Below are 23425 nucleotides of genomic sequence, written 5' to 3'. Positions count from 1 at the left end.
ACGGGGGCGACCGTTGCCAGGCTGATAGCGGGGGTCGTCGGCGGGAGTTCTCATGCCGAGCCGCGCAGCATGCGGGCGGTGGCCGCAGTGGTGAGCGGGGGGACCGACGCCCGGTAGGGGGCCAGGGCGGCGGTCGACTTCATGCCAGCTGCCGTGGCGATGACATCTTCTGGGACACGTTGGCGCAGGAGCTCAACGATCCAGGTGCTGCGCAGCCGGGCCAGCTTCAGTTCGGGAAGCCCCGATGCACCCTTCAGAGTTCGCTCGGCCCAGTTGGACACACCGTTCTTAGGGTCGGCGACCTGGCGTTGGGGCAGGAACAGGTATCCGTCGCCGGCGGCACACGCCCTTGCGGCGAGGGCCTCCTCCCACATCGCTCGGCAGACCACCAGCCGGTCGCTGCCTGGCACTGCGACTACCACCGCTTCCGACGGCAGCACGGTGATGTCGGTGCCGCGGGTGGCCAGTACCTCGCGGCGTGGCAGTCCGCAGCCGGCGCCGAGGGCCAGCAGGGCCAGGGCGCTGCCGCCGAGGGTGGAGGTAGGGGGCAGTGTGCGGGCCCACATCAGGTAGCGGGCGAGTTCAGGCGGGGTGTACGGGGCGGCACGCTGGCGCTTGGCGTTCATTCGGGGTGTGGGCTGTTGGCCGTACTCCAACCACAGCAAAGCCTCGCGGATGCGCAGGAGGATGCTCCGGTACGTCTGGACGGAACTTCCTTCGAGTTTCGTCCGTGCGAGCAGGTAGCGCGTCATCACCTCTGGCGCCAGCCAGGCCAGCGGGTCGCGGGCAATGCCGACGCGCTCGGCGTACATAGCCAAACCGGAGAGCGCGAGCATCACTTTCGGCACTGGATAAGGGACGGAATCGCAGGTCGCGGCGGCCACCATGCGAACCCCATCGGCGACCAAGGCCCACTCGGATGGCTTTTCCAACGGCTGGTAGCCGAGGATCGCGCCGCTCATAGCCGTCTCCAAAGGAACACACCACGAAAAGTGGCTACACAAGTGGCCACCTGTTTCGTGAGTCTGCACTTCGACAGTCAGGAGCGCATGCGCATGACCGGAGGGCGAGGCCGCAGCAGGCCGCCGCGGGAGCTGGCTCGGGACCCGGAGAACTGGCCCGAGGCGACGTTCCTTGACCAGCCCCAGGCCAGGGTGGTGCAGGCGGTCGCACAAGCTGTGACCAGGCAAATGACCCTTCAGGGGCTGGGTCTGCGAAGCGTCGCCGCTCTCAGTGGCGTCAACCGTCAGGCGGTCGCGAATCTCCTCGCCGGCAGTAGCTGGCCGGACGTGGCGACGTTGAGCCGTCTGGAGGACGGGCTCGGCGTGGGTCTCTACCCGGGTACCAATGATCCGGGATCGATGCATTGCTGAACCTCCGGAACCCGCACGTCATCTGTGCAGGCAGGACGGATTGGGCTCAGCACGCCACAGGTGGCCCGACGGTGGGTTACCCTCAAAAACGGCATGCAGAAGCCCCTAACCGGACTCACATGCTCGGTGCCGCCGAGACTGATCCCTTGGCGGCACCACCAATTCACCGTCCAGCGCCGTGCTGATCCTTCACGGCAACGGACGTGCTGCTAGGCGCTGCTACTTATCGATCCACCTCCGCCCCGGTGTACAGGCCCGGTCCGACCTGCTTCAGGTATCCCTTATTCACCAGGCGGTTGAGCCGGTGACGCATCCGCTCGATCTCTGCTCGAGGCGCACTCTTGTCGACGAGGGGGATGACTGCGTCCTTGGGGCTCATCGGTCGATCTGCCGAGCCCACCAGAGTGACTACCTTCCGGTTCAGCTCGGTAAGTCGACCAGAGAGCTTCGAACCCTGCTGCTTGTCCGTCCTGCGCCGCTGCTGTGTACCCGGCTGCCCGCCGGGGGCCGACTCTGCATCCGACTCGGTGGCTTCTGGAGCGCCATTCGTGGAGGACTGTGCATGAAGCCCGTAGCGGCCTTCGGCGGATCCCCCACTCGCAGTCGGCTTCCCAGGAGGCGCCTCTTCGAGAAGCTGCGCTGCAGTACGCCGCGTGATTGCGAGTGCTGCCAGCCGCTCCTCGGTCTCGGCGATCTCAGCGCGCAGTCGGGCAACCAACTCCCGAGCAGCGTGTTCCTCCGCGTCGAGACGATGGAAGAGCATCTCACTCATTGCCGACTTCCCATCAAACCCCCTACGGCTAGCCGCTGTTGCGTGCGAGTCCGCCCGCAACCTTGCACGCAAGCGTCACTCTAAAGCCACCGTGTGCCATCGCGGGGCCCCTTGCTGAATCTCACCTATGCAACAGAGGGGGGCGCGCAAACCATTGCGTCGAAAGGAGGCTTGCGCAACCACAGCAGCGGTGCTCTTTGGGGTGTTCGTCATTCTCTGCATCCCCCGCAGGGGGCGCGGATCTCTTGGTTCGGGGTTTGCGCTTGGTGGATTGGCCCTGCGGCGCCGATGAGGGCTCGTGCAGGTGAGGGCCATCATGGGGCTCAATCAAGAGTGATTGGTCCGTCGGGCAGCCAGCCGTCGAGGTAGCCGTCGATCAGGGTCGCCGTGTTGTCGAGGTGGGGCTCCTTCAGGAGTGACGAGAGCATCGCCCGCGCTGCCCACATGGCAGTCGGCCCAGACCGCCCTCCCCTGTGGGTCGAGTCGGAGGCCAAGGGTGCCCTGGTGCGAGCGAGAAACACATGCTCCTCCATCCGCACCCGTGGCGCGCCACTCGAGGGGGGAGCGGCCCATCTTCGTCCGACAACTGGCCCCCATCGGATAGCCGAGCGGCTGAAGCAACATGTTCCTAGCCTCAGGGCGGCCTCAGCGTAGGACTCGACTTGCCGGACCGGGGCGTGGGGCAAGGTCCAGTGCTTGTGGGCGGAACCAAGGAGTGGAAAGACGGCTACGCGCTCTTGTGCATCGATCACGACGAGAGTCACTGTGCGACGAAGGCGGGGTCCGGGAAGATGCATGGAGTTATCGTCAGTGATGGCTATATGAGTAGCCAGCGGGCTGGACTGGATGGCGGATGGTGCCGACGAAGGAGTAGGTCGGTCACCAGTCCCTGTTTCGGGCGGTCACAAATGCGCCTTCGCGATCGCTCTCTGCCGACCCCCCCCACCGCTCTGCCGTGCGGTTTAGCAGGCGTAGGCGCGTTCCATTACCTTCAGCTCGGCAGCGATGATCTCGTCGTGCGTGATAGCGCCCATGAACATCCCTCCCCATGCGGCACCCATGGATGCTGCGACGGTGATGCGCTCGGCTCCGGCGAAATGACCACCAAGGCCTGTTGGTAGCAAGCAGTCAGAGGGCCAACGCCCCGACCAACTCGCCAACCTCCGCTCGCCAGACGCGGACCTGGTCCTCTGTCGGGCCGATCTCGTATTGGTGGTAGTGGCATCCCAGGCATAGGTGTGACCAGACGGCGGTGGTGCGGCGAGCGGTCTCAGCTGAGGTGTAGCAGTGGAGGCATAGCATCTTGGCCCGCATCGTGGTGCTGGCGAGTCCTGGCACCGCGGCGTCGAGCGCGCGGTCGACGGAAATCTCCAGGGCGGTTCGCAGAGCGAGCGAGGCTCCGCGATGGCAACCGGCGGCCGTGGCACCCAGGCGGGCGACAAGCAACCTGTCGGCGATCAGAAGGAGCTCCGCGACAGAGGCAGTGGAAGTACTCATCACGCGGTCACCTCCGGCTTGCGCACCTTCTGTGCCATGGCCTCGATGTCGTCGACGAATCGGTGGGGGTCGATGATCTGAGCCCCGGCGGCGTGGGCGCCGTTCTGGCACTGCTTGAGGAGTTCCACCGCACGCGGCCCGCAAAGGGTGCGCAGTTCCCGGTAGACATCGCCGGTCCGCCCGGCGTCGCCGAACAAGGCCAGCGCCGCCACCTTCAGGAGCTTGTCTGCTTCGCCAATGGCCGCCTGCAGTGCGTGCTCGGGCGCGCCGGCGCGGTGGTGCCGGATCCAGGCGGCCTCAAGGAAGGCGTTCTCCAGAGCGATACGGCACAGGCTGGGCAGCACGTGGGTCCGTGCCGCCGTCGGCAGGTCACTGGTACTGGCGAGGGCACGCGCGTCGTCAAGCGCCTGCCGTACCGGGTCGGTCACCGGCTTGACCTTCACCTTGGACGACTCGGCCCGCTCGACCTCGAACACCGTCACGGGCAGATCCTGGCTGGTGAACGCGCGCTGGAGTCGGGTGTCGTGGGTGAACACGACGACCTGTCGGTGCTCGCCGAGCTCGTGCAGGACCTGGGCAAGTCCGTTGACCTTGGCGGGGTCCATGGACTGCACGGGGTCGTCGATGACGATGAAGCCGAACGGGCTGTCAGCGTTGGCGGCCCGGGGAAGGAACAGGGACAGTGCGAGGGAGTGCTGCTCGCCCTGGCTCATGACGCTGAGAGCCGAGGCCTCCTCACCGTCGACGGAGACATCCATGACGAGCTTGCGGACACTGGCCTTCTCGCTGCCCTTCAGGCTCACGGACTTGAGGTCGATGTTGCTCTCCTGGCGGAGCCGCTCCCAGATCCGCTGCGAATGGTCGGCGAAGCCCTCCATTCGCTGTTCTCGCAACTCGGCGGCCAGCGCCTTGATCCAGGCGCTCGCCTTCTTGATGTCCCGCAGCCGGGGCCTGTCCGCCTCCAGGGCACGTGCCCTCTCGGCCCAGCCGGCCAGGCGGATGACGAGCCTGCGCCAGCGTTCGTCCCGCTTCTCCAGCTCACTGACGGCGTTCTCCTTGACCGCGGCGCAGGCATCAGCCAGGGTCGCGGCGGTCTCCCGCGCGGACGTCAGCTTGCCGAGTACGCGAAGTCCGTCATGGACCGCGGGCCAGTGCCCGTCACTCAAGTCGTCGTGCTGATGCGGCCTGACGAACCCGGCGAGGGCTTCTGTCAAGCACTGGTCACGGGCGAGAAACCGTTCAATAAGTACGGGGAACGGCTCGGCCACGAGATCATTCTGGCCCCTGCGGTGTGGGCTTCCGTCCGTCAGGACCTGACGCCTGTCCCCGCTCAGCTCAGCGCCACGCTCTTCCCCTGGTTCGGGATCAGCTCCCCATACGAGTCGTACCAGGGCGTGGTCATGGCCGAAGAAATCGCCGAATGGGCCAAGAGCGGCTCACACCTCTTCAACCTCAACATCCGTAACCCACTCGGTCGCACGCCGATCAACGGCGATCTGATCAAGACTCTCACTCAGGAACCTGCACACTTCTGGTACTTCAACAACGGAATCACCGTGCTCTGCGATTCCGTCGAAAAGGCCCAGCAGAGCATGCTCGCCCCACAGCAACGTCCCCTGACGCTCACCATGAACAATGCCAGCGTCGTGAACGGCGCGCAGACCGTGCGGTCCGTCGCCGAGGCACTGGCAGTCGGCGCGACCGCAGCTGAGGCCCAGATAGGCGTACGGATCATCGTCACCGGCAAGGCCGAGAGGTTCGCCAAGGAGACCACCAAGGCCACCAACAGGCAGAACAGCGTGGGTCCCCGTGACTTCATTGCTCTCGATCCGGTCCAGGCGGCGATCATGGACGAGATGCGAGCCGAGCTCGGCCTGGAATACAGCGTCCGCCGCAGCGAACTGGATCCGCCCGAGGAATCCGGCTGCTCGGTCGTTGAGGCTGCCTGTGCTCTGGCCTGTGCCCGTACCGACAGCCAGTACGCGGCGAGGATCGCACTCTCGCTTGAGCCTTTGTGGGAGCGGGGCTCGCAGGGTATCTACGACGTCCTCTTCCGTCCGCAACCGGGGGTCTATTTCCTGTGGAACGCCACCCAGGTGTTGCGCCAGGTGCGTCGCACCCTCCTGCAGCTGCGCCCTCGCTACCAGGGGCGCGGTGCCGCTCTGGCGGATCACGGCGTGTACCTGGTCGCCCATCTGGTGCTCCGGCTGCTCGACACCGAAGGGATCGACGAGCCCGACACCAAGCTGAGCTGGGCCAAGGACGCCGTCGAGACGACCAAGGACCTCGTCGAGCGGCTGTTGCCGATCACCGTTGCCGCGATCGACGAGCTCTTCACGGAGCGTTCCCAGGTCCGGGCAGTGTGCTCCGACGCCTTCCGCTGCCGCGAGTTGACCGGACGAGTAGTTGCCGTCATGACAGGACAGGAGAACGGCCGCACCCCTGACACGTACCGACGGGTCCGCCCTCAGCGCAAGCGCCGTCGTCCTAACGCGGTACAGGTCCTTGTCGACAAGCAGGTCCTGAACGATGGAGATCCGCTCATGCTCACCACCGGTTACCCGCTCGAGGCCGAGGCGCTGCGGCAGTGGCTAGCCGAGGACGGGCGCCGCGCCCTGGCCTCCTGGGTCAATAACCGCTCCAAGCCGATCCTCTGGGCTGCCGACGGCAAGCAGTATTCGCCTTCCGGGCTGATCACCCTCATCTGGGAGTTGGCCGAATGGGCCGAGCGGCCCGTCGCGAACCAGGGCACCGCCCGGTGGGTCACCAAGTCGGGTGAGACCCTCGCCGATCTCGCGTGGCGGACCCTCGATGTTCTGGAGGAGCCCGACGCGGACGAGACCGACCATTAGAAGGACCGACAGGACATGCCGCACCTTGCCTTCGATATCGGCTTCTGCGCCCAGCTCGGCAAACTCCAGGGCACGGACAAGCACGGGTCTTCGACGCTTAGGAGAAGTTCGAACGCCTCACCCTCGACCAGCTCTTCAAGGGCCCCGGCCTGAAACTGGAGTCACTGAAGCAGGCCAAGCTCGGCAGGGTAGTGCTTTATGGCCATCTGTGCGGGACTCCATATCCACCCGGATCATCAAGATCCAACTGGCTCTGGTGTCCAAAACCCGGGCTCAGGGTCCGCCTTCCGTGAGCGCCGGGCCGCGGCGGCACGGCGGATGGTGCGCGGGGCGGGAGTCCCCCGCCGGGAATACGAAGTGGGCGCGTGCTCCGCCGTCGCTGGCCGGAACACGCGCCCACGGCACCGGAGGCGGTGCGGATCGTCGCGGCGGGGGTTTTGCGCGACGTCCGTTCCCGGGGTCCCGCCCTCATCGTGAGGGCGGGACCGGGACCGCACTTCGGTGGTCAGGAGGGGTCAGCTCGCCGGCGTGGTACGGCGGCCGGTGGAGGCGCGGAGGATCACGGCGAGAGCGACCAGGACGATGCCGAACCAGACGACGCTCGTGACGCCCACGTGGTCGGCGAACAGGCCGCCGATGAGGGCGCCCAGGGCGATGCAGGTGTTGTAGGCCATGGTGTTGAGCGACATCGCGGCCTCGAAGGTCTCCGGCGCCGCCGAGAGCGTCATGTTGATCTGGCTGAGCTGGACGACGCCGAAGGCGAGGCCCCACAGGACCATGGCGGCGATCACGCCGATGTCGTTCGTGCCGATGGTCAGCAGCATGACGAGTGCGGCGATCATGATCAGGCCGCCCACGATGAAGCTGCCCCGCAGGCTCTTGTTGACGGTCTGGCCGCCGATGAAGTTGCCGATCGCGCCGCCGATACCGAAGACGATGAGGACGACGGTGATGAAGCCGACGGTGGCGGACGTACTTTCCTCGAGGTAGGGCCGGACGAAGGTGTAGGCACCGAAGTGGCCGAGGACGAAGAACACGACCATGACCAAGACCACGCGCAGCGGCACGTTCTTGACGGGCAGTCCGAAGACCTCGCGGACCGAGACCGCGTTGGCCGACGGCAGCGACGGGATCGTGAAGGCGACCGCGAGGAACACCAGAGCGCTGAGGCCGGCCCAGATCAGGAAGGTGGTGCGCCAGTCGCTGGCGCTCTCCAGCAGGGTGCCGAGCGGGATGCCGACGACGGTGGCGATCGAGATTCCGGACATCACGACGGCGGCGGCCCGGTTGGCGTGCTTCTCCGGGACGATGCGCATGGCCATGCTGACGCCGATGGCCCAGAAGACGCCGCTGGCGAAGCCCATGATCAGGCGGGTGCCCAGGATCAGCGGGTAGTTCGGGGCGATCGAGGTGATCAGGTTACCGACGGCCAGGACGACCAGCAGTGTGGTCAGCAGTCGGCGCCGGTTGACGCGCCGGGTCCATGCCACGATGAACGGCACGCCGAGACCGGCCGCGACACCCTGCGCCGTGACCATGAGACCAGCCGAGCCCACGGAGACCCCGAGGCTCTCGCTGAGCGGGGTGAGCAGGCCGATGGGCATCAGTTCGGTGGTGAGGAAGACGAACAGACTGGCGGTGATGGCAGCCACACCCAGCCATCCCCGGGTTGGGGACACCTGCTTGTGTGGCGTGACGGGAGTGTTTGTCTCTTCTTGAATGGTCATGTCATCTCTCCGGATGTGGTCAGGCGTGGTACGCGAGTGCCTCATGGCGCTGGGGTCCAACGAGGAGGTCATGGCGTGGGGAGGTGCGCCCGCCGTTATCCGCTGCGTTCCTGTTCCAGAGCGGGTTGGTCGGGGAGGTGCGAGACGGTGGTGCGGGGTTGAGCCGAGGGGGTCTCCTCGGACTTCGGTTTGGGTGGGCGCGGCTGGCCGAGCACGACCGCCAGGAAGATGACGACCATGCCGACGACCTGGAGGGCGGACAGCGTCTGGTCCTTGACGAGGTAGCCCAGCAGGGTCGCCACAACCGGGCTGCCCAGCGCGAGGAAGGAGACCGCCACGGCCGGTAGGCGTTCGATGCCTCGGAACCAGACGATGTAGCTCAGGACCGCGCCCAGGGTGATGAGGTAGGCGAACCCGATGACGTTGGAGCCGGTGAGACCGTCGGGAAGGTCTTCCAGCGACAGCCAGAACGGCAGCAGGACCAGACCTCCCGCCGTGAGTTGCCACCCGGTGAACGTGAGCAGGCCGACGCCCTCCGGCCGGCCCCACCGCTTGGTCAGTGTGATGCCAGAGGCCATGCACAGCGCTCCGCCGACTGCGGCGAGGACTCCGATGGTGTCGAGCGACGCCGTGCCCCTGAAGACGAGCAACACCACGCCCCCCGTGCCCATTGCGCAGGCCAGGGCGTGGATGGGTCTGATCCTCTCGCTGAGGAAGAGGGCGGCGAGGATGACAACTAACATGGGCTGCGCCGACATGATCATGGCGGCGATGCCGCCCGGCAGTCGGTAGGCCGCGACGAAGAGCAGGAAGTTGAAGGCGCCGATGTTCAAAACGCCCAGCACCAGCGCGCGCCACCACCAGATGCCGACGGGAAGCTTCCGGCCGAGGGCCAGCAGGACCAGGCCGCCGGGCAGGGCCCGCATGGTGGTCGCCAGGAGCGGCCGGTCCGGGGGCAGCAGCTCGGTGGTCACCAGGTAGGTGCTGCCCCAGACCGCCGGAGCCAGGCCGGTCAGGGCCGCCGTGAGTACATTCTGTCTGTTCTTCATCTCGCCTCAAATCCCGCGGGAATCACCGTGGCTCCCGACGTCCGTCCGGCCGGCTCAGTCGAAGATCGGGTCGCGGTCGCGGCCGCGCTTCAGTTCGAAGAAGCCGTCTATGCTCGCCACGGCCAGCACGCCGTCCCAGAGCGTTCCGGCCGCCTCGGCACGGGGGGCGGGGGTGAGCACGGGGCCGAAGAACGCCAGCGGCTTCCCCTCCGGGCCGGGCACGTGGATCACCGGGGTGCCGACCTCGGAACCGACCGGGTCCATCCCCTCGTGGTGCTCGGCCCGCAGCGGCTCGTCCCAAGAGGTGTCCTCCGCGGCCTCGATCAGGTCGGCGGGCAGACCCGCCTCCTCCAGGGCGGCGCGGATCATGTCGTGGCCGAGCCCGGCCTTCTCGTGGTGGATCAGACGGCCCATGGCGTTGTAGAGGGGGCGCAGCACCTCGTTGCCGTGCCGCTGCTGTGCCGCGACGCACACGCGCACGCAGGCCCAGCCGTCGATCATGCCCTGGCGGTACTTCTCCGGGACCTCGCGGCCCTCGTTGAGGACCGACAGGCTCATGATGTGGAAACGGGTTTCTAGCGGCCTGACCTGCTCAACCTCCAGCATCCAGCGTGAGGTGATCCACGCCCAGGGGCAGCGGGGGTCCACCCAGATGTCGGCGATGGTCGTCTCGGAACGCGGTGGCGTGATGTTCATGGCGGTCGCTCGTCCTTTCGGTGTCACGGGCACGAGGGCGCGCGCAGGCATGCCTCGGCGCTGTGCGCCCAGGTGCGGGAGGTAGGGGAGAGGGCAGCGGAGGAGCGGCTTCCGGGCATGCCGGAGGGGCCCCGATCGAGGGCCCGCCCGGCGGAGTCGGCCCGAGGACGTTCCTGCCGTGTGCGGTCGTCACCAGTGTCGGGCCGGGGGTATCAATGAGTCCAACACATGCTTGTCACGCGATGGATCTCGTATCACGATGGATCCATGGAGCTCCAGCAGATGCGGTACGTGATCGCCGTGGCCGAGGCGAACAGCTTCACGAGGGCTGCCCAACGCTGCCTTGTGGTCCAGTCCGCGCTCAGCCACCAGATCGCGCGCCTGGAGAAGGAACTGGGTGCGAGGCTCTTCGAACGCACCAGCCGCCGGGTCCGGTTGACCCCGGCGGGCGTGGCCTTCTTGCCCGCCGCCCGCCAGTGCCTGGACGCGGCGGAGCGGGCCGCCGCCGAAGTCGCGGCGGCCGTGGGGGAGGTGCGCGGACGCCTCTCGGTGGGGCTGATCCCCACCGTCGCCGCCGTGGACATTCCCGCCGTCCTCAGGGACTTCCACCAGCGTCATCCGAAGGCCCGGATCAGCCTCAGTGTGGGAGCGAGCGACGAGCTCGTCGAGCGGGTCAGGCAGGGCGAGATCGAGGTGGCCTTTCTCGGCATCCCGGTCACGGCCCGCCCTCGGGGCGTCATGGCCCGGGAGCTGGCTCGGGAGCGGCTGGTCGCCGTGGTCTCCCCGGACCACCCGCTCGCCGGCGAGACCTCGGTCGACCTCCGTCGGCTGTCCTCGGAGGTGTTCGTGGACCTCCCGGCGAAGACCGCCGGCAGGGCCCAGTCCGATCTGGCCTTCATCGCCGCCGGCCTCACCCGCGAGGTCGCCTTCGAGGTGACCAACGCGGACTACCTGGCCCGTCTGGTCGGCGCGGGTCTGGGCGTGGCCCTGCTCCCGCCCGCGTACGTCGCGGGCCTGGCCGGGATGGCCACGATCGAGGTCACGGACGCACCGGCCCGCGCCGAGTACGTGATCTGGGGTCGGGGGAGCCGCACCCCGGCGGCCGCGGCCTTCCTGGAGCTGTTGGGCATCGAGGAGGAGTGACCGCGGGCGCGCGGAGGAGCCGGGGGTGGCCCCCACCCGATGCGGGTGGGGGCGCCCCCGGCTCCTCCTTGACCGTTGCGGTAGTGGCTCAGGCCCGGGCCGCCAGGGCGCGTTCGGTCAGGCCGGAGCCGAGCAGCGCGCGGTGGATCTCCGAGGTCGCCGTGGACCGGTTGAGCGTGATGTAGTGCAGGCCGGGAACGCCCTCGGCGAGCAGCCGCTCGGCCATGGCCACCGCGAAGTCGACGCCGACTCGCTGGCCCGCCGACCCGCCGCCCACCGCCTCCAGCCGCCGGGCCAGGTCCTCCGGGAACGTGGCCCCGCTCAGCTCGGCGAACCGGGCGATCTGCCGGGCGTTCGTGGCCGGCATGATCGCGGGGATGATCGGGATGTCGCACCCTGCCGCCACGACCCGGTCCCGCAGCCGCAGGTAGTCCTCGGCCCGGAAGAACATCTGGGTCACCGCGTAGTCCGCGCCCGCGCGGCATTTGGCCACGAAGTGCCGGACGTCGGACTCCCAGTCGGGGGAGCGCGGATGGCGCTCGGGGAACGCGGCCACGCCGACGCTGAACGCTCCCGATTCCCGCACTAGCCGGACCAACTCCCAGGCGTGGGAGAAGCCGCTCGGGTGCTGGATCCAGGGCGCGTTCGGGTCGCCCGGCGGGTCCCCGCGCAGGGCCAGGACGTCCCGGACGCCGGCGTCCGCGTACTGACCGATCACGTGCCGCAGTTCGGCGACCGAGTGCGCCACCGCCGTCAGTTGGGCCACCGGACGCAGCGTGGTCTCCGCCGCGATCCGCTTCGTCAGCTCGACCGTGCGGTCCCGGGACGACCCCCCGGCCCCGTAGGTGACCGAGACGAAGCTCGGGGCGAACGCCTCGATCCGGCGGATTGCCTCCCACAGGGCGGCCGCGCCCGCCTCCGTCCGGGGCGGGAAGAACTCGAAGGAGAACGAGCAGGTCCTGGTGGCGAGGAGCTCGCGCAGCTCCGTCACGCGGGCTCCCCGGGCCACGCGCCGATGTCCGCCGCCCCCTCGGCCCCGTAGGCCCGCAGCAGTCGCTCCGACAGGTCCCAGGGAAGCAGCTTGTACTCCTGGGTGCCGAAGGACTCGAGGACGATCGTGGCTACGGCGCAGCCCAGTTGGGCCGCGCGGCGGTGGGGCAGCCCCCGAGACAGTCCTGCGAGGAAGCCGGCCCGGAAGGCGTCGCCCACGCCGGTGGGGTCGGTGGGCTGGTCCGTCGCGACAGCGGGCACGTGCTCGGCCGGCCCGTCGGCGGTCAGGATCGAGACCCCGTCAGCGCCCCGGGTGACGATCCACACGCCGACGCGCGCCAGCACCTCGGCCTCGCTCCACCCGGTCCGCTGCCGCAGCAGCGCGCTCTCGTACGCGTTGGTGAAGAGGAACCGAGCCCCGTCCACGAGCAGCCGGGTCGACTCCTCGTCGAGCCGCGCCAGTTGCTGCGAGGGGTCGGCCGCGACCGGGATGCCGGCGGCGTGCGCCGCCCTGGTGTGGCGGACCATCGCCTCCGGCATGTCGGGGGCTACCAGGACGAGGTCGAGGGCGCCGACGCGGTCCACGACCTCGGCCAGGTCGATCTCCTGGGCCTCCACCATGGCGCCCGGGTAGAAGGAGGCGATCTGGTTGTGGTCGACGTCGGTCGTGCACATGAAGCGGGCGGTGTGGCGGGTGGTGCTGAGCCGGACCGATCCGGTGTCCACACCGGAGACGCGCAGCCGGGCGTCGTACTCGGCGAAGTCCGTGCCGGCGGCGCCGACCAGCACCGGGGCCAGCCCGAGCTGGCCCAGCCCGAAACAGATGTTCGCGGCAACGCCGCCCCGGCGCACCTGAAGGTCATCCACGAGGAACGACAGGGAGATCGTCGCCAGGCGCTCGGGGATGATCTGCTCGGCGAAGCGCCCCGGGAAGGTCGCCAGGTGGTCGGTGGCGATGGATCCAGTGACGGCGATGTCCATGATCACATCCCAGCGGCCGCGCGCAGGGCCTCGGCGCGGCCGGTCCGCTCCCAGGTGAACGCGGGCAGTGCGCGGCCGAAGTGGCCGTAGGCGGCCGTCTGGGCGTAGATCGGACGGAGTAGGTCGAGGTCGCGGACGATCGCGGCCGGGCGCAGGTCGAAGACCTCCGTGATGGCGTTCTGGATCCTGGACACGTCGGTCTTGGCGGTGCCGAAGGTCTCGACGAACAGGCCGACGGGCTCGGCCTTGCCGATCGCGTACGCGACCTGGACCTCGCAGCGCGAGGCCAGACCGGCCGCGACCAGGTTCTTCGCGACCCAGCGCATCGCGTACGCGGCCGAACGGTCGACCTTCGACGGGTCCTTGCCCGAGAAGGCACCGCCGCCGTGGCGGGCCATGCCGCCGTAGGTGTCGATGATGATCTTGCGGCCGGTGAGGCCGGCGTCGCCCATCGGGCCGCCGATCTCGAAGCGGCCGGTCGGGTTCACCAGCAGCCGGTAGCCCTCGGTGTCCAGCTTGATGCCGTCCTCCACCAGGCCAGCCAGCGCGTACTCCACCACGTGCTCGCGGATGTCGGGGGTCAGCAGGGCGTCGAGGTCGATGCCGCTCGCGTGCTGCGAGGAGACCACCACCGTGTCCAGACGGACCGGGGTCTCACCGTCGTACTCGATGGTCACCTGGGTCTTGCCGTCGGGACGCAGGTACGGGATCGTCCCGTCCTTGCGGACCTCAGCGAGCCGGCGCGACAGCCGGTGCGCCACCTCGATCGGCAGCGGCATCAGGTTCGGGGCCTCATCGCAGGCGTAGCCGAACATCAGACCCTGGTCACCGGCGCCCTGCCGGTCGAGCTCGTCCTCGTCGCCCTCGATGCGCCTCTCGTACGCGGTGTCGACACCCTGCGCAATGTCCGGGGACTGCGCGCCGATGGAGACCGAGACGCCACAGGAGGCGCCGTCGAAGCCCTTCGCGGACGAGTCGTAGCCGATCTCCAGGACGGCCTCACGCACCAGCGCGGGGATGTCGGCCCAGGCGGAAGTGGTCACCTCGCCGGCCACATGCACCTGGCCGGTGGTGATCAGGGTTTCCACCGCCACCCGGGACCGCGGGTCCTGGGCCAGCAGGGCGTCGAGGACGGTGTCGCTGATCCGGTCGGCGACCTTGTCGGGATGGCCCTCGGTCACCGATTCGGAGGTGAATAGACGTGGGGACACGGCGTAGCGCTCCTGTCGTACGGACGTGCGTGGATGGGGACCGGCGGGACCGGCGCGGCCTGCGGCGGGCCGGGGCCTCCCCGATGGGGGAGGCCCCGGGGGGTGTCCGGGATCAGGACAGGCGGTGCACGGTGAACTCGACCGGCACGTCGAAGACGGGCCGGGTGGTGGAGAAGACCACCTCGTGGTCGAAGCCCTCGTCGGCCACCAGCTTCTCGAAGTACTCCACGTCACCCATGGTGCTGAAGAAGAGGATCATGCGACCCTTCTCCGTCAGGTGGGCACGGGCCTCGCGGAAGAAGCGGGTCAGTGCCTGGTAGCCGGCGTCGGTGCCCGCGACGTCCGCGTAGTCGGTGGCGGCGAACCACTGGAACGGCGGGTTGAAGACGATCAGGTCGAAGCGGCCCTCGACCGAATTGAAGACGTCGCTCCCGCGCGACTCGACTCGGTCGGCGACCTCGTTCAGCTCCGCGTTGACACGGACGGCGGCCACGGCGTGCGGGTTGAGATCCACCGCCAGGACATCGGCGCCCTTCTTGGCAGCGATCAGGGCCAGCGAACCGCTGCCGGTGCCCATGTCGAGGACCCGGTCACCCGGTTCGACCTCGGCGAAGACCGCGCCGCCGAGCATCGGGGACACGGGGCAGGGGGTCATGACCTGCGAAGGGACCCGCAGGGCCAGGCCCAGGAACGGGTGGGTCTGCTCGCCCTCCTCGCCGCCGCCCTGCGAGGCCATGGCCTGGCGCAGTTGCTTGATCTCCTTCACCCGCTCCTGGGAGACGAGCGGGCGGTAGGACTCGGCTTCGGACGCGGACTGGTGGTCGAGCTTCGTCATGGTGTCGTATCCATTCGAGTGTCGTGCGCGAGGGAACGCGTTCGATGGGTGGGGTGGTGGGGGCGTCTGTCAGACGGACCGGGACCCGGCCCGGAGCCGGGCGTGCGCCGCGGCCAGCCGGCCGCCGACCTCGGCTGTGCTGATGAGCACGGCCATGTTTGCCTTGGACGAGCGGCCTTCTGTAGCCGCGTCCACCGCACGCATCAGGTACTTCGTGATCGCCTGGCCGCGGATGCCATCCCGGTCGGCGGCGGCCATGGCCTCGGTGATCGCGGCGTCGACCTCGTCGCTGTCGATCGCCTCCTGCGGCCGGACCGGCGTGGTGATCAGGAACGAGCTGTTGTTGCCCAGCGCCCAGTGGTTCTCAATCGACCGGGCGATCACCTCGTCGTCGTCCAGCCGCATCGGGCTGCGGAAACCGCTGGACACGCAGTAGAAGGCGGGGAAGTCGTCCGACCGGTACGAGACCACCGGTACGCACTGGGTCTCCAGGTACTCCAGCGTCAGGCCGAGGTCCAGGATCTTCTTCCCGCCGGCGCACACCACCGCGACCTTGGAGCGTGTGAACTGGATCAGGTCGGAGGACACGTCCATGGTCTTGTCCGCGCCCCGGTGCACGCCGCCGATGCCGGCCGAGGAGAAGAACGGAATACCCGCGAGTTCGGCCGCCACCACGGAGGAGGCGACCGTCAGCGCGCCCATCCGGCCCTGTGCCAAGACGACGGGCATGTCCCGGCTGCTGACCTTGGGGATGCCCGGCGTCGAAGCGAACCGGTCGATGTCGGCGGCGGTCATGCCGACCACGATCTTGCCGCTTTCCACGGCGATCGTGGCCGGGACCGAGCCGCCCGCCCGGACGGCCTCCTCGACCTTCCGGGCGGTCGCGGCGTTTTCCGGGTACGGCAGGCCGTGGGTGATGACGTTGGACTCCAGCGCCACCACCGGGCGGCTTTCGTGGAGCGCGTCGGCCACCTCGGCACTGAAGACGAGCGGGATGTCCTTGTGGGGAAGAGAGGTCGTAGTGGTCACAGCCATCTTTTCAGAGGGTGTCGGGGCCGTAGTTCGGTACCTTGCCGAGGATGTGTCTGCGGTTAACGATCTCCGGGATGTAGACCTCCTCGTTCCAGAGCTCCTTGTCGATCGACTCGACCGCGATCGACACCACCCCCTCGTCGCAGCCGAAGGCGGCGGTGACCGCCTTGGTCACCGCCGACACCAGCTCGGACTGCTGCTCGTCGCTGAGTGCCATCGGAAAGTGCTTGATGTTGACGTGTGGCATGACGGTGTCCTTCCGGATGTTCAGGCGCCGGCGGATGGCCGTCGCGAGCTCGTCGATGTCCGGTGCCCTGAGCAGGGAGTAGTGGTCGGCCTCCAACTCGACGACGGTCGGCGGGGCGGAGGAGTAGCCGCTGCTGCCGTCGAGGAACGAGTACTCGTCCCCCTGTGCCTTGAAGATGGTGATGGGCGCCGAGATCCGTCGCTCCCGCAGTTCGCGGAAGGTGTAGCTGAACTCGAAGGTCGTCCCGACGACCTGGATGATCCGGCGCACCAGGTCGATGTCGAGGTTCGGGAGGTTCTCGCTAATAAAGCCAGCGAAACTCTCGTCGTCCTTGACCACGGCGAGGCACTTCTCCAGCAGGGGACTGCTGATCGTGCCCGTGAAGACCGAGAAGAGGATCGTCACGTAGGCCCTGTTGGCGTAGGTGGCGACACGCTCCTCGCCGGCCGCGCCGTCCGTGCGAACCTTGGGCGAGCCGGGGGCGATCAGGAAGACATGGTCGACGGTGTGGCCGACCTCCTCCAGCTGGTACGCGGTCTCGAAGGCGACCCGGGCTCCGAAGGAATAGCCCCACAACGTGTACGGGCCTTCGGGCTGGACCTCCCTGATGGCCTTGACGTCCTCGGCCGCCATCTCCCTGATCGTCTTGTACGGCGCCTCGCCCGGGTTGATCCCGTGAGCCTGCACCCCGAAGAACGGCCTGTCCGTGCCCAGCCGCTCGCCCAGGAGCCGCAGGTTCATGGGGTAACCGCCCAGACCGGGCCAGCAGTGGATGGGGCGTCCGGAGCCCTCCTGCTGCAAGGGGACCAGGCGCGAGGTGTCGCTCGCCGACTCGCCGGCGATGCGGCGGGCCAGCCCCTCCACGGTCGGCGAGGTGAATATGACCTCGAGCGGCAGGTCCGCCCCGAACATCCGGTTGATCCGGTTTATCAGGCTGACGGCGAGCAGCGAGTTGCCGCCGCAGGCGAAGAAGTCGTCCTGCACGGAGACGCTCTCCTGCTTCATCGCCTGCTTCCACAGCGCGGCCACCCGGCGTTCGGTCTCGTCCCGGGGGGCCACGAAGGGACGGTCGGCCACCCCCACGTCCACCTTGTCGGAGACGGCGAGAGCCTTGAGGTCGATCTTGCCGTTGGCGGTGGTCGGCAGAGCGTTGAGGACAACGACCTTATTCGGGATCATGTAGTCCGGCAGGTAGTTGACGAGGTCGTCGCGGATCAGCTCCGCGGGCCCCCGCATGTGGACCACGTCCTCCCGCATGCCTTCGTGCCGCCGCTGCTCCTGGCTCACCCGGCCGCCGACGAAGAAGTACGAGGCGCCGCCGGGCCGGCCGAGCTCACGCAGGATGCCGTCCATCCGCCGGGCGGAGGGCAGGTCCTCGCCGCCCTGCGAGCTGTAGCCCGAGGACATGAAGCCGATGTCGAGGTCGTTCATCGACAGGCGCTGGAGGGTGCGGCCGAGGTCGATGTAGCGCCGCCACTCCTGCGGGCTGCGGCTGATCACCGAGACGCCGAAGCCCGCCCGGTCGTAGACCGCCTGGTTGATCGCGATGACGTGCTTGCGCAGGATCAGGTCGCGGGAGACGAGGCGCATCCGGTCGCCCTCGTAGATGTACTGTCCGGCCGGCCGGTCCAGCCCCTTGCCTGGAGGGATCTGGACGTACAGGTCGACGTCCTCGTCCGTGCGGGGGCCCCGGTAGGGCACCCAGTCGAAGGCGCCGAGGTAGTGGTCCTCGTCGGCGACCCGCAGCCCGGCCTTGACCTCCGGAACGAACGGGGCGGCTTCGATGTCGAGGCCGTACTGCGGCAGGACCTCCTCGAAGAGTCCGACCATGTGGCCGGCCTCGATCTCCAGGACCTCGCGGATGTTCTTCTTGTAGACGGGCTCGATGGCACCGCGGCGGCCCAGGAAGTGGGCCCGGATCCGGGGGCCCGTGGCCGTGGCCTCCGTCTCAGCGGTCTCGGAGATCAGCACCAACTGGTGGTTGATCGGGTGGTGGTAGTGGATGCCCGAGGGGATTCCCGGGAAGCCGGTGATCTCCAGGTACAGCTGGGTGGCGTAGAGGGAACCGGGTGAGGCGTAGGCGTACTTGGGGAGCAGCCGCTCCGGGCTCAGGTGCTGCCCGAGGTTGCGCAGGATCGCGCCGAATTCGTCGGTGTCCAGCTCCGCGAGCTCCCGCCCGCGCACGGCGGCGGGCCGGCGCGCCAGCAGCTTCAGCAGGTCGGCCTCCGCCACCGGGGCGCCGCCCTCATAGAAGCGGTAGGTCTTGCGGGCGAAGGCGAGGCTGCGCTGGGCCGGCGTGGGCGTCCGACCGGGCAGGTCGAGGACGGAGAGGCCGGCGAGCTCGGCTGCGGACCGTATGCCCGGGTTCGACAGCTGGGCCTTGACCTGGAGCTTGCTCTCCTTGGACTGGTGGTGCGCGCCGTGGCTCCCCTGGTCCATCAGGGCGGCTTCCTTCGGGTCGAGTTCGACGCAGGCGATCAGGTTCTGGAAGCCTGTCCTCGGGTCGCCCTTGACCAGCACGGCCGCGTGCCGGACCCAGTCGTGGGTCTCGATGGCGAGTCTGATCTCGTCGAGCTCCACACGGAACCCGCGCAGCTTGACCTGGTTGTCGGCACGGCCGGTGAACTGGACGGTGCCGTCGGCGTTCCAGTAGGCCAGGTCCCCGGTCCGGAAGAGCCGCCCGGGACCGAACGGGTTGTCCGTGAAACGCTGCTCGGTCAGGTCAGGCCGGTGCAGGTAGCCGCGCGCGACCTGGACGCCGCCGATGTACAGCTCGCCGATCTCGCCCACTGCCAGTTCGGCGAGGTCGGGGCCGAGGATGTGGTACTCGGTGGCGTCGACCGGGGCGCCGATGGAAATCGAGTTGGGGCCGTCGCCGAGGGTGGACTTGGCCACGGTGAAGGACGACGAGTTGACCGTGCACTCGGTCGGCCCGTAGAGGTTGATCAGATCACACCCGGGGAGGGTCTCCAGGCAGGCGCGGGCCAAGGGCTTGGAGAGGGCCTCGCCGCCGGTGAAGACCTGCTCCAGCGAGACGCAGGAGTCGAACTCCTGCGTGTCCAGAAGCGCTTGGAGCAGGGTCGGGACGCACTGGAGCGTGGTCACGGCATGGGTCTTGACCGCGTGCACCAGCCGTTCGGCGTCCCGGTGGATGCCGGCGCCGCCGATCACGACGACGGAACCGACGGCCGGGGCGAGGATCTCCCACTGGGCGGCGTCGAAGCTGATCGGCGTCTTCTGCAGGATGACCCGGGTGCGGTCGATGCCGTGGGCAGTCCGTAGCCAGGACATCTGGTTGGCGATGCTCCGGTGCTCGATCATGACGCCCTTGGGCTGGCCGGTGCTGCCCGAGGTGTAGATGACGTAGGCCAGCGAGTCGGGGACGGTGTCGACGTCCGCGCCGGGGGCGCCCTTGCGGGCGTCCTCGACCCGGACGATCACGGTGTCCGCGGGGGCCAGCGCGGCCAGGCGCTCGACGAGGTGGCCCTGGGCGACGATCACCTTCGCGCCCGAGTGCTCGATCATGTAGCGCAGACGCTCTTCGGGGTACTCCGGGGCGAGCGGCAGGTAGGCGCCGCCCGCGAACAGGATGCCCCACACCCCGATCATCAGGTCGGACGAGGGCTCGATGAACAGCCCCACGCACTGGTCGGCGGTCACGCCGAGGTCCCGTAGGTGTCCGGCCAGTCCTCGACTTCGCCCCACCAATCCGGCGAAGGTCACGTGTTCGTCGCCGCTGATCACCGCCGTGTCGTCCGGGCGTTCGGCGGCGGTGCGCAGGAGCAGTTCGGGCAACAACAGGCGGGTGGCCGGGGTCAGGTCAGACGCGTCGGTGGTCATGTGTGAGTCCCCCTGGGTGTGCGTGTGTGCGTGTGTGCCGTGTGGTGGGCGGGTTCCGGTGGTCACCCGCCCGTGACGAACACTCGGCCGATGTGGGGACCAGCCGAGTGTTCCGTGGCCGTGCCGAGGTGCTGACGGGTGGTCACCGGTCCGCGTCGGCGGTCCGACCCCTTCGCAGGGCGTCGGCGACCTCGACCATGCGGCGGGTCTGGTAGGCAATGGCGGCGAGGTTGTCCTCGGTGACGTTCTCCGCCAGCCGGCCCGGAATCGCCTGCCGACCGGAGACGGAGCTGACGCCGTAGGGGTTGCCGTTGCTGGGCGCCGTCATGATGTCGTCGGTGATACCGGGCGGCACGATGATCCCGCCCCAGTGATAGAAGACGGTGTTCAGCGACAGGATCGTCGCTTCCTGGCCGCCGTGCGGGGCTCCCGTCGAGGTGAACGACGACATGACCTTGCCCGACAGGCCCCCGCGCGCGTTGAGGGGCCAGGCGAGGTCGATGAAGTGCTTGAGCGGCGCAGCGATCATGCCGAACCGGCCGGGGCCGCCGAGCAGGAGCGCGTCGGCCCAGTCGAGGTCATCGGCGGCGGCGGTTGGAATGTCCGCGATGACCTCAGCGTTCTCGCGCCACGCCTCGGTCCACTCGGTGAACTCGGGGGCCAGGGACGCCTCGACGTACTCGGGGACCCGGCGCAGCCGGACATCGGCGCCAGTCTCCGCGGCGGCCTCCTCGGCGGCCACGGCGAGCTTGTGGATGTTACCGGTGCCCGAGTAGTAGACGATCGAGATCTTCGTCGTCGACGAGGATGTGTTGGCGGTGGACACGGAGAGTGCTCCTTAGCGCGATGGTCGAAGGGCCGGAGGGGCGGGATTCCAGGGGCGCGGAGCCCCGCCCGCTCCGACGGAGCGGGCGCTCACCCGGGGGTGTCGGTCCCGAAGTAGCGGTCGCCGAAATCACCGATGCCGGGAAGCATGAACGCGTGCTCGTTGAGGCGCTCCTCGATGGAGGAGGTCACGATCCGCACCTCGGGGTGACGGTCGTGGACGACCTTGATCCCTTCGGGGGCGGAGAGCAGGTTCACGAAGACGATGTGCTCCTCGGGCACGCCGTGGTCGAGCAGCACGCCGATCGCGGCCAGCGCGGTGCCGCCGGTGGCGAGCATGGGGTCGAGGAGCAGCACGTTGCCCCGGGCGATGCCGGCGGGCAGCGCCGCGTAGTGCAGGTGCGGGAGTTTGGTGACCTTGTCCCGCTGGATCAGGATCTTGCCCAGGCGGGTCTCCGGCGCCATCACGCGCAGCTCGGACTCCATGCTGTCGCCGGCCCGGGCTATGGAGACGCCATAGACCCGGGATGCCAGGGAGAGGCCGTGGTAGGTCCGGCCGACCGGGGTGCGGACGTCGCGGGGCTCGTAGGGGAGCAGGTCCAGCGCGGCGTCGAGGAGCCCGCGGATGATCCGGTTGGCGGCGGGGACGAAGTCCTCCCGCCTGGCCTCGTGGTCACGGACGATCGAGTGCAGGGCGCGCAGCCGGTTGGTCTGGGGCAGGAGGTGGGTCACGCCTCGGAGCGGCTTGGTTGGCGTGGTCATCAGGACCGGCTCCGCCCGTCCTCCGCGGCGACCCGGTCGAAGGCGGCGCGGGCCTCCTGCACGAAGGTGCGCACCTTCTGGCGGTCCTTGCGCCGGGTGGTGGGGTCCTCCAGGCCGGTGTGCGAGTCCACGGCGGCGGGGCGGACGGCCTCGATGGCCGCCGCGACGTTCTCCGGGGTGAGCCCGCCGGCCAGCATCAGGGGCTTGGGGGAGATCCGGACGAGCTCGGCGCTGACGGCCCAGTCGTGGGTCAGCCCGGTCGCCCCCTTGGCGCCGGTGGCCGGGTTGAAGCTGTCGGTGATGAACATGTCGATCCACTCGGCGGAGGTCTCGACGACCTCGCGGAGCTCGTCGATGTTGTCCGTCTTCACCACGAGGCTCTTGAGGACGTAGAGGTCCGGGGCCAGGGTGCGCAGCCGGCGCAGCTCGGCGGGGGTCACGTCGCCGTGGAGCTGGATCGCGCCGACGCCCATCTCGGCGCAGAAGGCGGCGATCTCGTCGGCATCGGTCAGGTAGGTGATGATGACGCCCTTGTTGTCGGGCTGGATCGCCTTGACGATGGCGGCGGCCTCGGCCTCCGACAGGTCCTCGTTCTTGGCGGGAAGGCGCAGGGCGAAGCCGAGCCAGTCCGCGCCCTCCTCGATGATGAGGTCGGCCTCGGACTGGTCGATGATGCCCGCGACCTGGATCAAGCCGTACATGTCTGCCTCCTTGGGCCGCGGCGGTGCGAGCCGGGGCCGATCTGCAAATGGGATTCGTCCGGTGACGACGGCGGTGGAACCGGGGATCGCCTCAGCGGTCGGCGGCGGCCCGGTCGAGCTCGGCGACGACGAGCCGCGCCACGGGGGCGGCGGAGGCGGGGTTCTGCCCCGTGATGACCCGGCCGTCGCTCTCGGTGTGGGCCTCGTACATGGGCGCCTTGGCGTGCAGCGCCCCGGTCTCCTTCAGTCGGTCTTCGAGGAGGAAGGGCATGACCTCAACGAGGCCCAGCGAGTTCTCCTCCTCGTTGCTGAAGGAGGCGACGCGCTTGCCGCGCACGAGGTGGGTGCCGTCCGGCAGGCGCAGGTTGACGAGGGCAGCCGGGCCGTGGCAGACGGCGGAGACGACCCCGCCGCGGCCGTGGATGTCCATGGCGATGCGGGCCAGGTCCGGGGAGTCGGGAAAGTCCCACATGGCGCCGTGGCCGCCGACGTAGAAGATCGCGGAGTACTCGGAGGGGTCGACGTCGGCCGCCCGGCGGGTCGCCACAAGCTTGCCCTTGACAGTCTCGTCGGCCAGGAAACCGATGATCTCCTGGTCGTTCTCCTCGCCGTCGAAGACGACGGCCGGTGGCTCGCCGCCGCGCACGGAGACGAAGTCGACCTCGTGGCCGGCGCCGACGAAGACGTTGTAGGGGTGGGCCGCCTCGGAGACGCTGTAGCCTGTCCGGTTGCCGGTGTCCCCCAAGGTCTCGTGGCTGCTGACGGCAAACAGGATCTTGGCCATGCTTCCTCCTGGAATCGCTGCGGAGTGTGCTCCGCGGGTGGTCGGGCGCCACCGCCGAGTCCGGCGGGGCCGCGCCCGGGATGGTGGTGAATGGCCGGTTCAGGTCGT

At 68.8% G+C, this 23425-nt stretch carries 20 protein-coding genes; 3 read left to right on the top strand and 17 right to left on the bottom strand.

From position 1 onward, the window contains the following. Window positions 1-50 precede the first annotated feature (50 nt). Entirely contained in the window at window positions 51-962 is a 912-nt protein-coding gene (locus OG966_RS17150; protein ID WP_326650541.1) for a hypothetical protein, read from the bottom strand. Window positions 963-1055: 93 nt separating this feature from the next. Here OG966_RS17150 and OG966_RS17145 point away from each other — a divergent pair, with 93 nt between their 5' ends. After that, complete coding sequence (locus OG966_RS17145; RefSeq protein WP_326650540.1) at window positions 1056-1373, top strand: helix-turn-helix transcriptional regulator; 318 nt, start codon at window positions 1056-1058, stop codon at window positions 1371-1373. A gap of 223 nt (window positions 1374-1596) precedes the next feature. Here OG966_RS17145 and OG966_RS17140 read toward each other — a convergent pair whose 3' ends face one another. The 3 genes from OG966_RS17140 to OG966_RS17130 all read right to left on the bottom strand — a co-directional run bounded on the left by OG966_RS17140 (window position 1597) and on the right by OG966_RS17130 (window position 4808). Further along, on the bottom strand, window positions 1597-2145 hold the full coding sequence (locus OG966_RS17140; protein WP_326650539.1) for a hypothetical protein: 549 nt from the start codon (window positions 2143-2145) through the stop codon (window positions 1597-1599). A 1128-nt stretch (window positions 2146-3273) separates the two neighbouring features. Beyond that, window positions 3274-3642, bottom strand: coding sequence for a hypothetical protein (locus OG966_RS17135; RefSeq protein ID WP_326650538.1), 369 nt, complete (start codon window positions 3640-3642; stop codon window positions 3274-3276). Continuing rightward, a complete protein-coding gene (locus OG966_RS17130; RefSeq protein ID WP_326650537.1) occupies window positions 3642-4808 on the bottom strand; it encodes an AAA family ATPase in 1167 nt (388 codons plus the stop codon). Before OG966_RS17130 ends, OG966_RS17135 begins: the two co-directional genes overlap by 1 nt. Here OG966_RS17130 and OG966_RS17125 point away from each other — a divergent pair. Next, on the top strand, window positions 4794-6494 hold the full coding sequence (locus tag OG966_RS17125; RefSeq protein ID WP_326650536.1) for an AIPR family protein: 1701 nt from the start codon (window positions 4794-4796) through the stop codon (window positions 6492-6494). The genes OG966_RS17130 and OG966_RS17125 overlap by 15 nt on opposite strands. Before the next feature lie 515 nt (window positions 6495-7009). Here OG966_RS17125 and OG966_RS17120 read toward each other — a convergent pair. The 3 genes from OG966_RS17120 to OG966_RS17110 all read right to left on the bottom strand — a co-directional run bounded on the left by OG966_RS17120 (window position 7010) and on the right by OG966_RS17110 (window position 9966). Beyond that, the gene (locus OG966_RS17120) at window positions 7010-8146 is read right to left on the bottom strand and encodes an MFS transporter (RefSeq protein ID WP_326650535.1); all 1137 of its coding nucleotides are present in this window, start codon (window positions 8144-8146) and stop codon (window positions 7010-7012) included. Window positions 8147-8316: 170 nt separating this feature from the next. Next, window positions 8317-9270: an EamA family transporter gene (locus OG966_RS17115; protein WP_326650534.1), complete on the bottom strand. Its 954-nt coding sequence runs from the start codon at window positions 9268-9270 to the stop codon at window positions 8317-8319. Window positions 9271-9324: 54 nt separating this feature from the next. Continuing rightward, complete coding sequence (locus OG966_RS17110; protein WP_326650533.1) at window positions 9325-9966, bottom strand: mycothiol-dependent nitroreductase Rv2466c family protein; 642 nt, start codon at window positions 9964-9966, stop codon at window positions 9325-9327. A gap of 267 nt (window positions 9967-10233) precedes the next feature. Here OG966_RS17110 and OG966_RS17105 point away from each other — a divergent pair, with 267 nt between their 5' ends. Then, window positions 10234-11109, top strand: a complete 876-nt coding sequence (locus OG966_RS17105; protein WP_326650532.1) for a LysR family transcriptional regulator — start codon at window positions 10234-10236, stop codon at window positions 11107-11109. Window positions 11110-11197: 88 nt separating this feature from the next. On the opposite strand, the gene metF is transcribed toward OG966_RS17105, so the two are convergent. The 10 genes from metF to OG966_RS17055 form a co-directional block, all read right to left on the bottom strand. Further along, window positions 11198-12100 (bottom strand): methylenetetrahydrofolate reductase [NAD(P)H], encoded by a 903-nt coding sequence (gene metF / locus OG966_RS17100; RefSeq protein WP_326650531.1) that lies wholly within the window; start codon window positions 12098-12100, stop codon window positions 11198-11200. Continuing rightward, complete coding sequence (locus OG966_RS17095; RefSeq protein WP_326650530.1) at window positions 12097-13080, bottom strand: carbohydrate kinase family protein; 984 nt, start codon at window positions 13078-13080, stop codon at window positions 12097-12099. The genes metF and OG966_RS17095 overlap by 4 nt, the downstream gene beginning before the upstream one ends. A gap of 2 nt (window positions 13081-13082) precedes the next feature. Further along, window positions 13083-14291 carry a methionine adenosyltransferase gene (metK, locus tag OG966_RS17090; protein WP_326650529.1) on the bottom strand — a complete coding sequence of 403 codons (1209 nt, stop codon included), beginning with the start codon at window positions 14289-14291 and terminating at the stop codon, window positions 13083-13085. A gap of 112 nt (window positions 14292-14403) precedes the next feature. Next, a complete protein-coding gene (locus OG966_RS17085; protein ID WP_326650528.1) occupies window positions 14404-15126 on the bottom strand; it encodes a HemK2/MTQ2 family protein methyltransferase in 723 nt (240 codons plus the stop codon). Between the two features lie 69 nt (window positions 15127-15195). Beyond that, window positions 15196-16161, bottom strand: a complete 966-nt coding sequence (locus OG966_RS17080) for a pseudouridine-5'-phosphate glycosidase (protein WP_326650527.1) — start codon at window positions 16159-16161, stop codon at window positions 15196-15198. A gap of 4 nt (window positions 16162-16165) precedes the next feature. Then, on the bottom strand, window positions 16166-20245 hold the full coding sequence (locus tag OG966_RS17075) for an amino acid adenylation domain-containing protein (protein WP_326650526.1): 4080 nt from the start codon (window positions 20243-20245) through the stop codon (window positions 16166-16168). A 142-nt stretch (window positions 20246-20387) separates the two neighbouring features. After that, window positions 20388-21071 (bottom strand): NAD(P)H-dependent oxidoreductase, encoded by a 684-nt coding sequence (locus OG966_RS17070; RefSeq protein WP_326650525.1) that lies wholly within the window; start codon window positions 21069-21071, stop codon window positions 20388-20390. Between the two features lie 89 nt (window positions 21072-21160). After that, window positions 21161-21832, bottom strand: a complete 672-nt coding sequence (gene upp, locus OG966_RS17065) for a uracil phosphoribosyltransferase (protein ID WP_326650524.1) — start codon at window positions 21830-21832, stop codon at window positions 21161-21163. After that, a complete protein-coding gene (locus tag OG966_RS17060) occupies window positions 21832-22533 on the bottom strand; it encodes a phosphoribosylanthranilate isomerase (protein ID WP_326650523.1) in 702 nt (233 codons plus the stop codon). The genes upp and OG966_RS17060 overlap by 1 nt, the downstream gene beginning before the upstream one ends. 91 nt (window positions 22534-22624) lie before the next feature. Beyond that, a complete protein-coding gene (locus OG966_RS17055; protein ID WP_326650522.1) occupies window positions 22625-23317 on the bottom strand; it encodes a type 1 glutamine amidotransferase domain-containing protein in 693 nt (230 codons plus the stop codon). Window positions 23318-23425: the final 108 nt, after the last annotated feature.

It is taken from the genome of Streptomyces sp. NBC_01750 (genome assembly GCF_035918095.1).
Classification (GTDB): domain Bacteria; phylum Actinomycetota; class Actinomycetes; order Streptomycetales; family Streptomycetaceae; genus Streptomyces.
Note: the sequence above shows the minus strand (reverse complement) of the source record. Positions and strands in the feature narration are given on the sequence as shown.

Bases quoted from the DNA above. Each gene is read 5' to 3' on its own strand.
- upp (WP_326650524.1), bottom strand. From the start codon at position 21,832: ATGACCACGCCAACCAAGCCGCTCCGAGGCGTGACCCACCTCCTGCCC.
- OG966_RS17110 (WP_326650533.1), bottom strand. From the start codon at position 9,966: ATGAACATCACGCCACCGCGTTCCGAGACGACCATCGCCGACATCTGG.
- OG966_RS17060 (WP_326650523.1), bottom strand. From the start codon at position 22,533: ATGTACGGCTTGATCCAGGTCGCGGGCATCATCGACCAGTCCGAGGCC.
- OG966_RS17150 (WP_326650541.1), bottom strand. From the start codon at position 962: ATGAGCGGCGCGATCCTCGGCTACCAGCCGTTGGAAAAGCCATCCGAG.
- OG966_RS17135 (WP_326650538.1), bottom strand. From the start codon at position 3,642: ATGAGTACTTCCACTGCCTCTGTCGCGGAGCTCCTTCTGATCGCCGAC.
- OG966_RS17095 (WP_326650530.1), bottom strand. From the start codon at position 13,080: ATGGACATCGCCGTCACTGGATCCATCGCCACCGACCACCTGGCGACC.
- OG966_RS17145 (WP_326650540.1), top strand. From the start codon at position 1,056: ATGACCGGAGGGCGAGGCCGCAGCAGGCCGCCGCGGGAGCTGGCTCGG.
- OG966_RS17080 (WP_326650527.1), bottom strand. From the start codon at position 16,161: ATGGCTGTGACCACTACGACCTCTCTTCCCCACAAGGACATCCCGCTC.
- OG966_RS17140 (WP_326650539.1), bottom strand. From the start codon at position 2,145: ATGAGTGAGATGCTCTTCCATCGTCTCGACGCGGAGGAACACGCTGCT.
- OG966_RS17115 (WP_326650534.1), bottom strand. From the start codon at position 9,270: ATGAAGAACAGACAGAATGTACTCACGGCGGCCCTGACCGGCCTGGCT.
- OG966_RS17055 (WP_326650522.1), bottom strand. From the start codon at position 23,317: ATGGCCAAGATCCTGTTTGCCGTCAGCAGCCACGAGACCTTGGGGGAC.
- OG966_RS17105 (WP_326650532.1), top strand. From the start codon at position 10,234: ATGGAGCTCCAGCAGATGCGGTACGTGATCGCCGTGGCCGAGGCGAAC.
- OG966_RS17075 (WP_326650526.1), bottom strand. From the start codon at position 20,245: ATGACCACCGACGCGTCTGACCTGACCCCGGCCACCCGCCTGTTGTTG.
- OG966_RS17085 (WP_326650528.1), bottom strand. From the start codon at position 15,126: ATGACGAAGCTCGACCACCAGTCCGCGTCCGAAGCCGAGTCCTACCGC.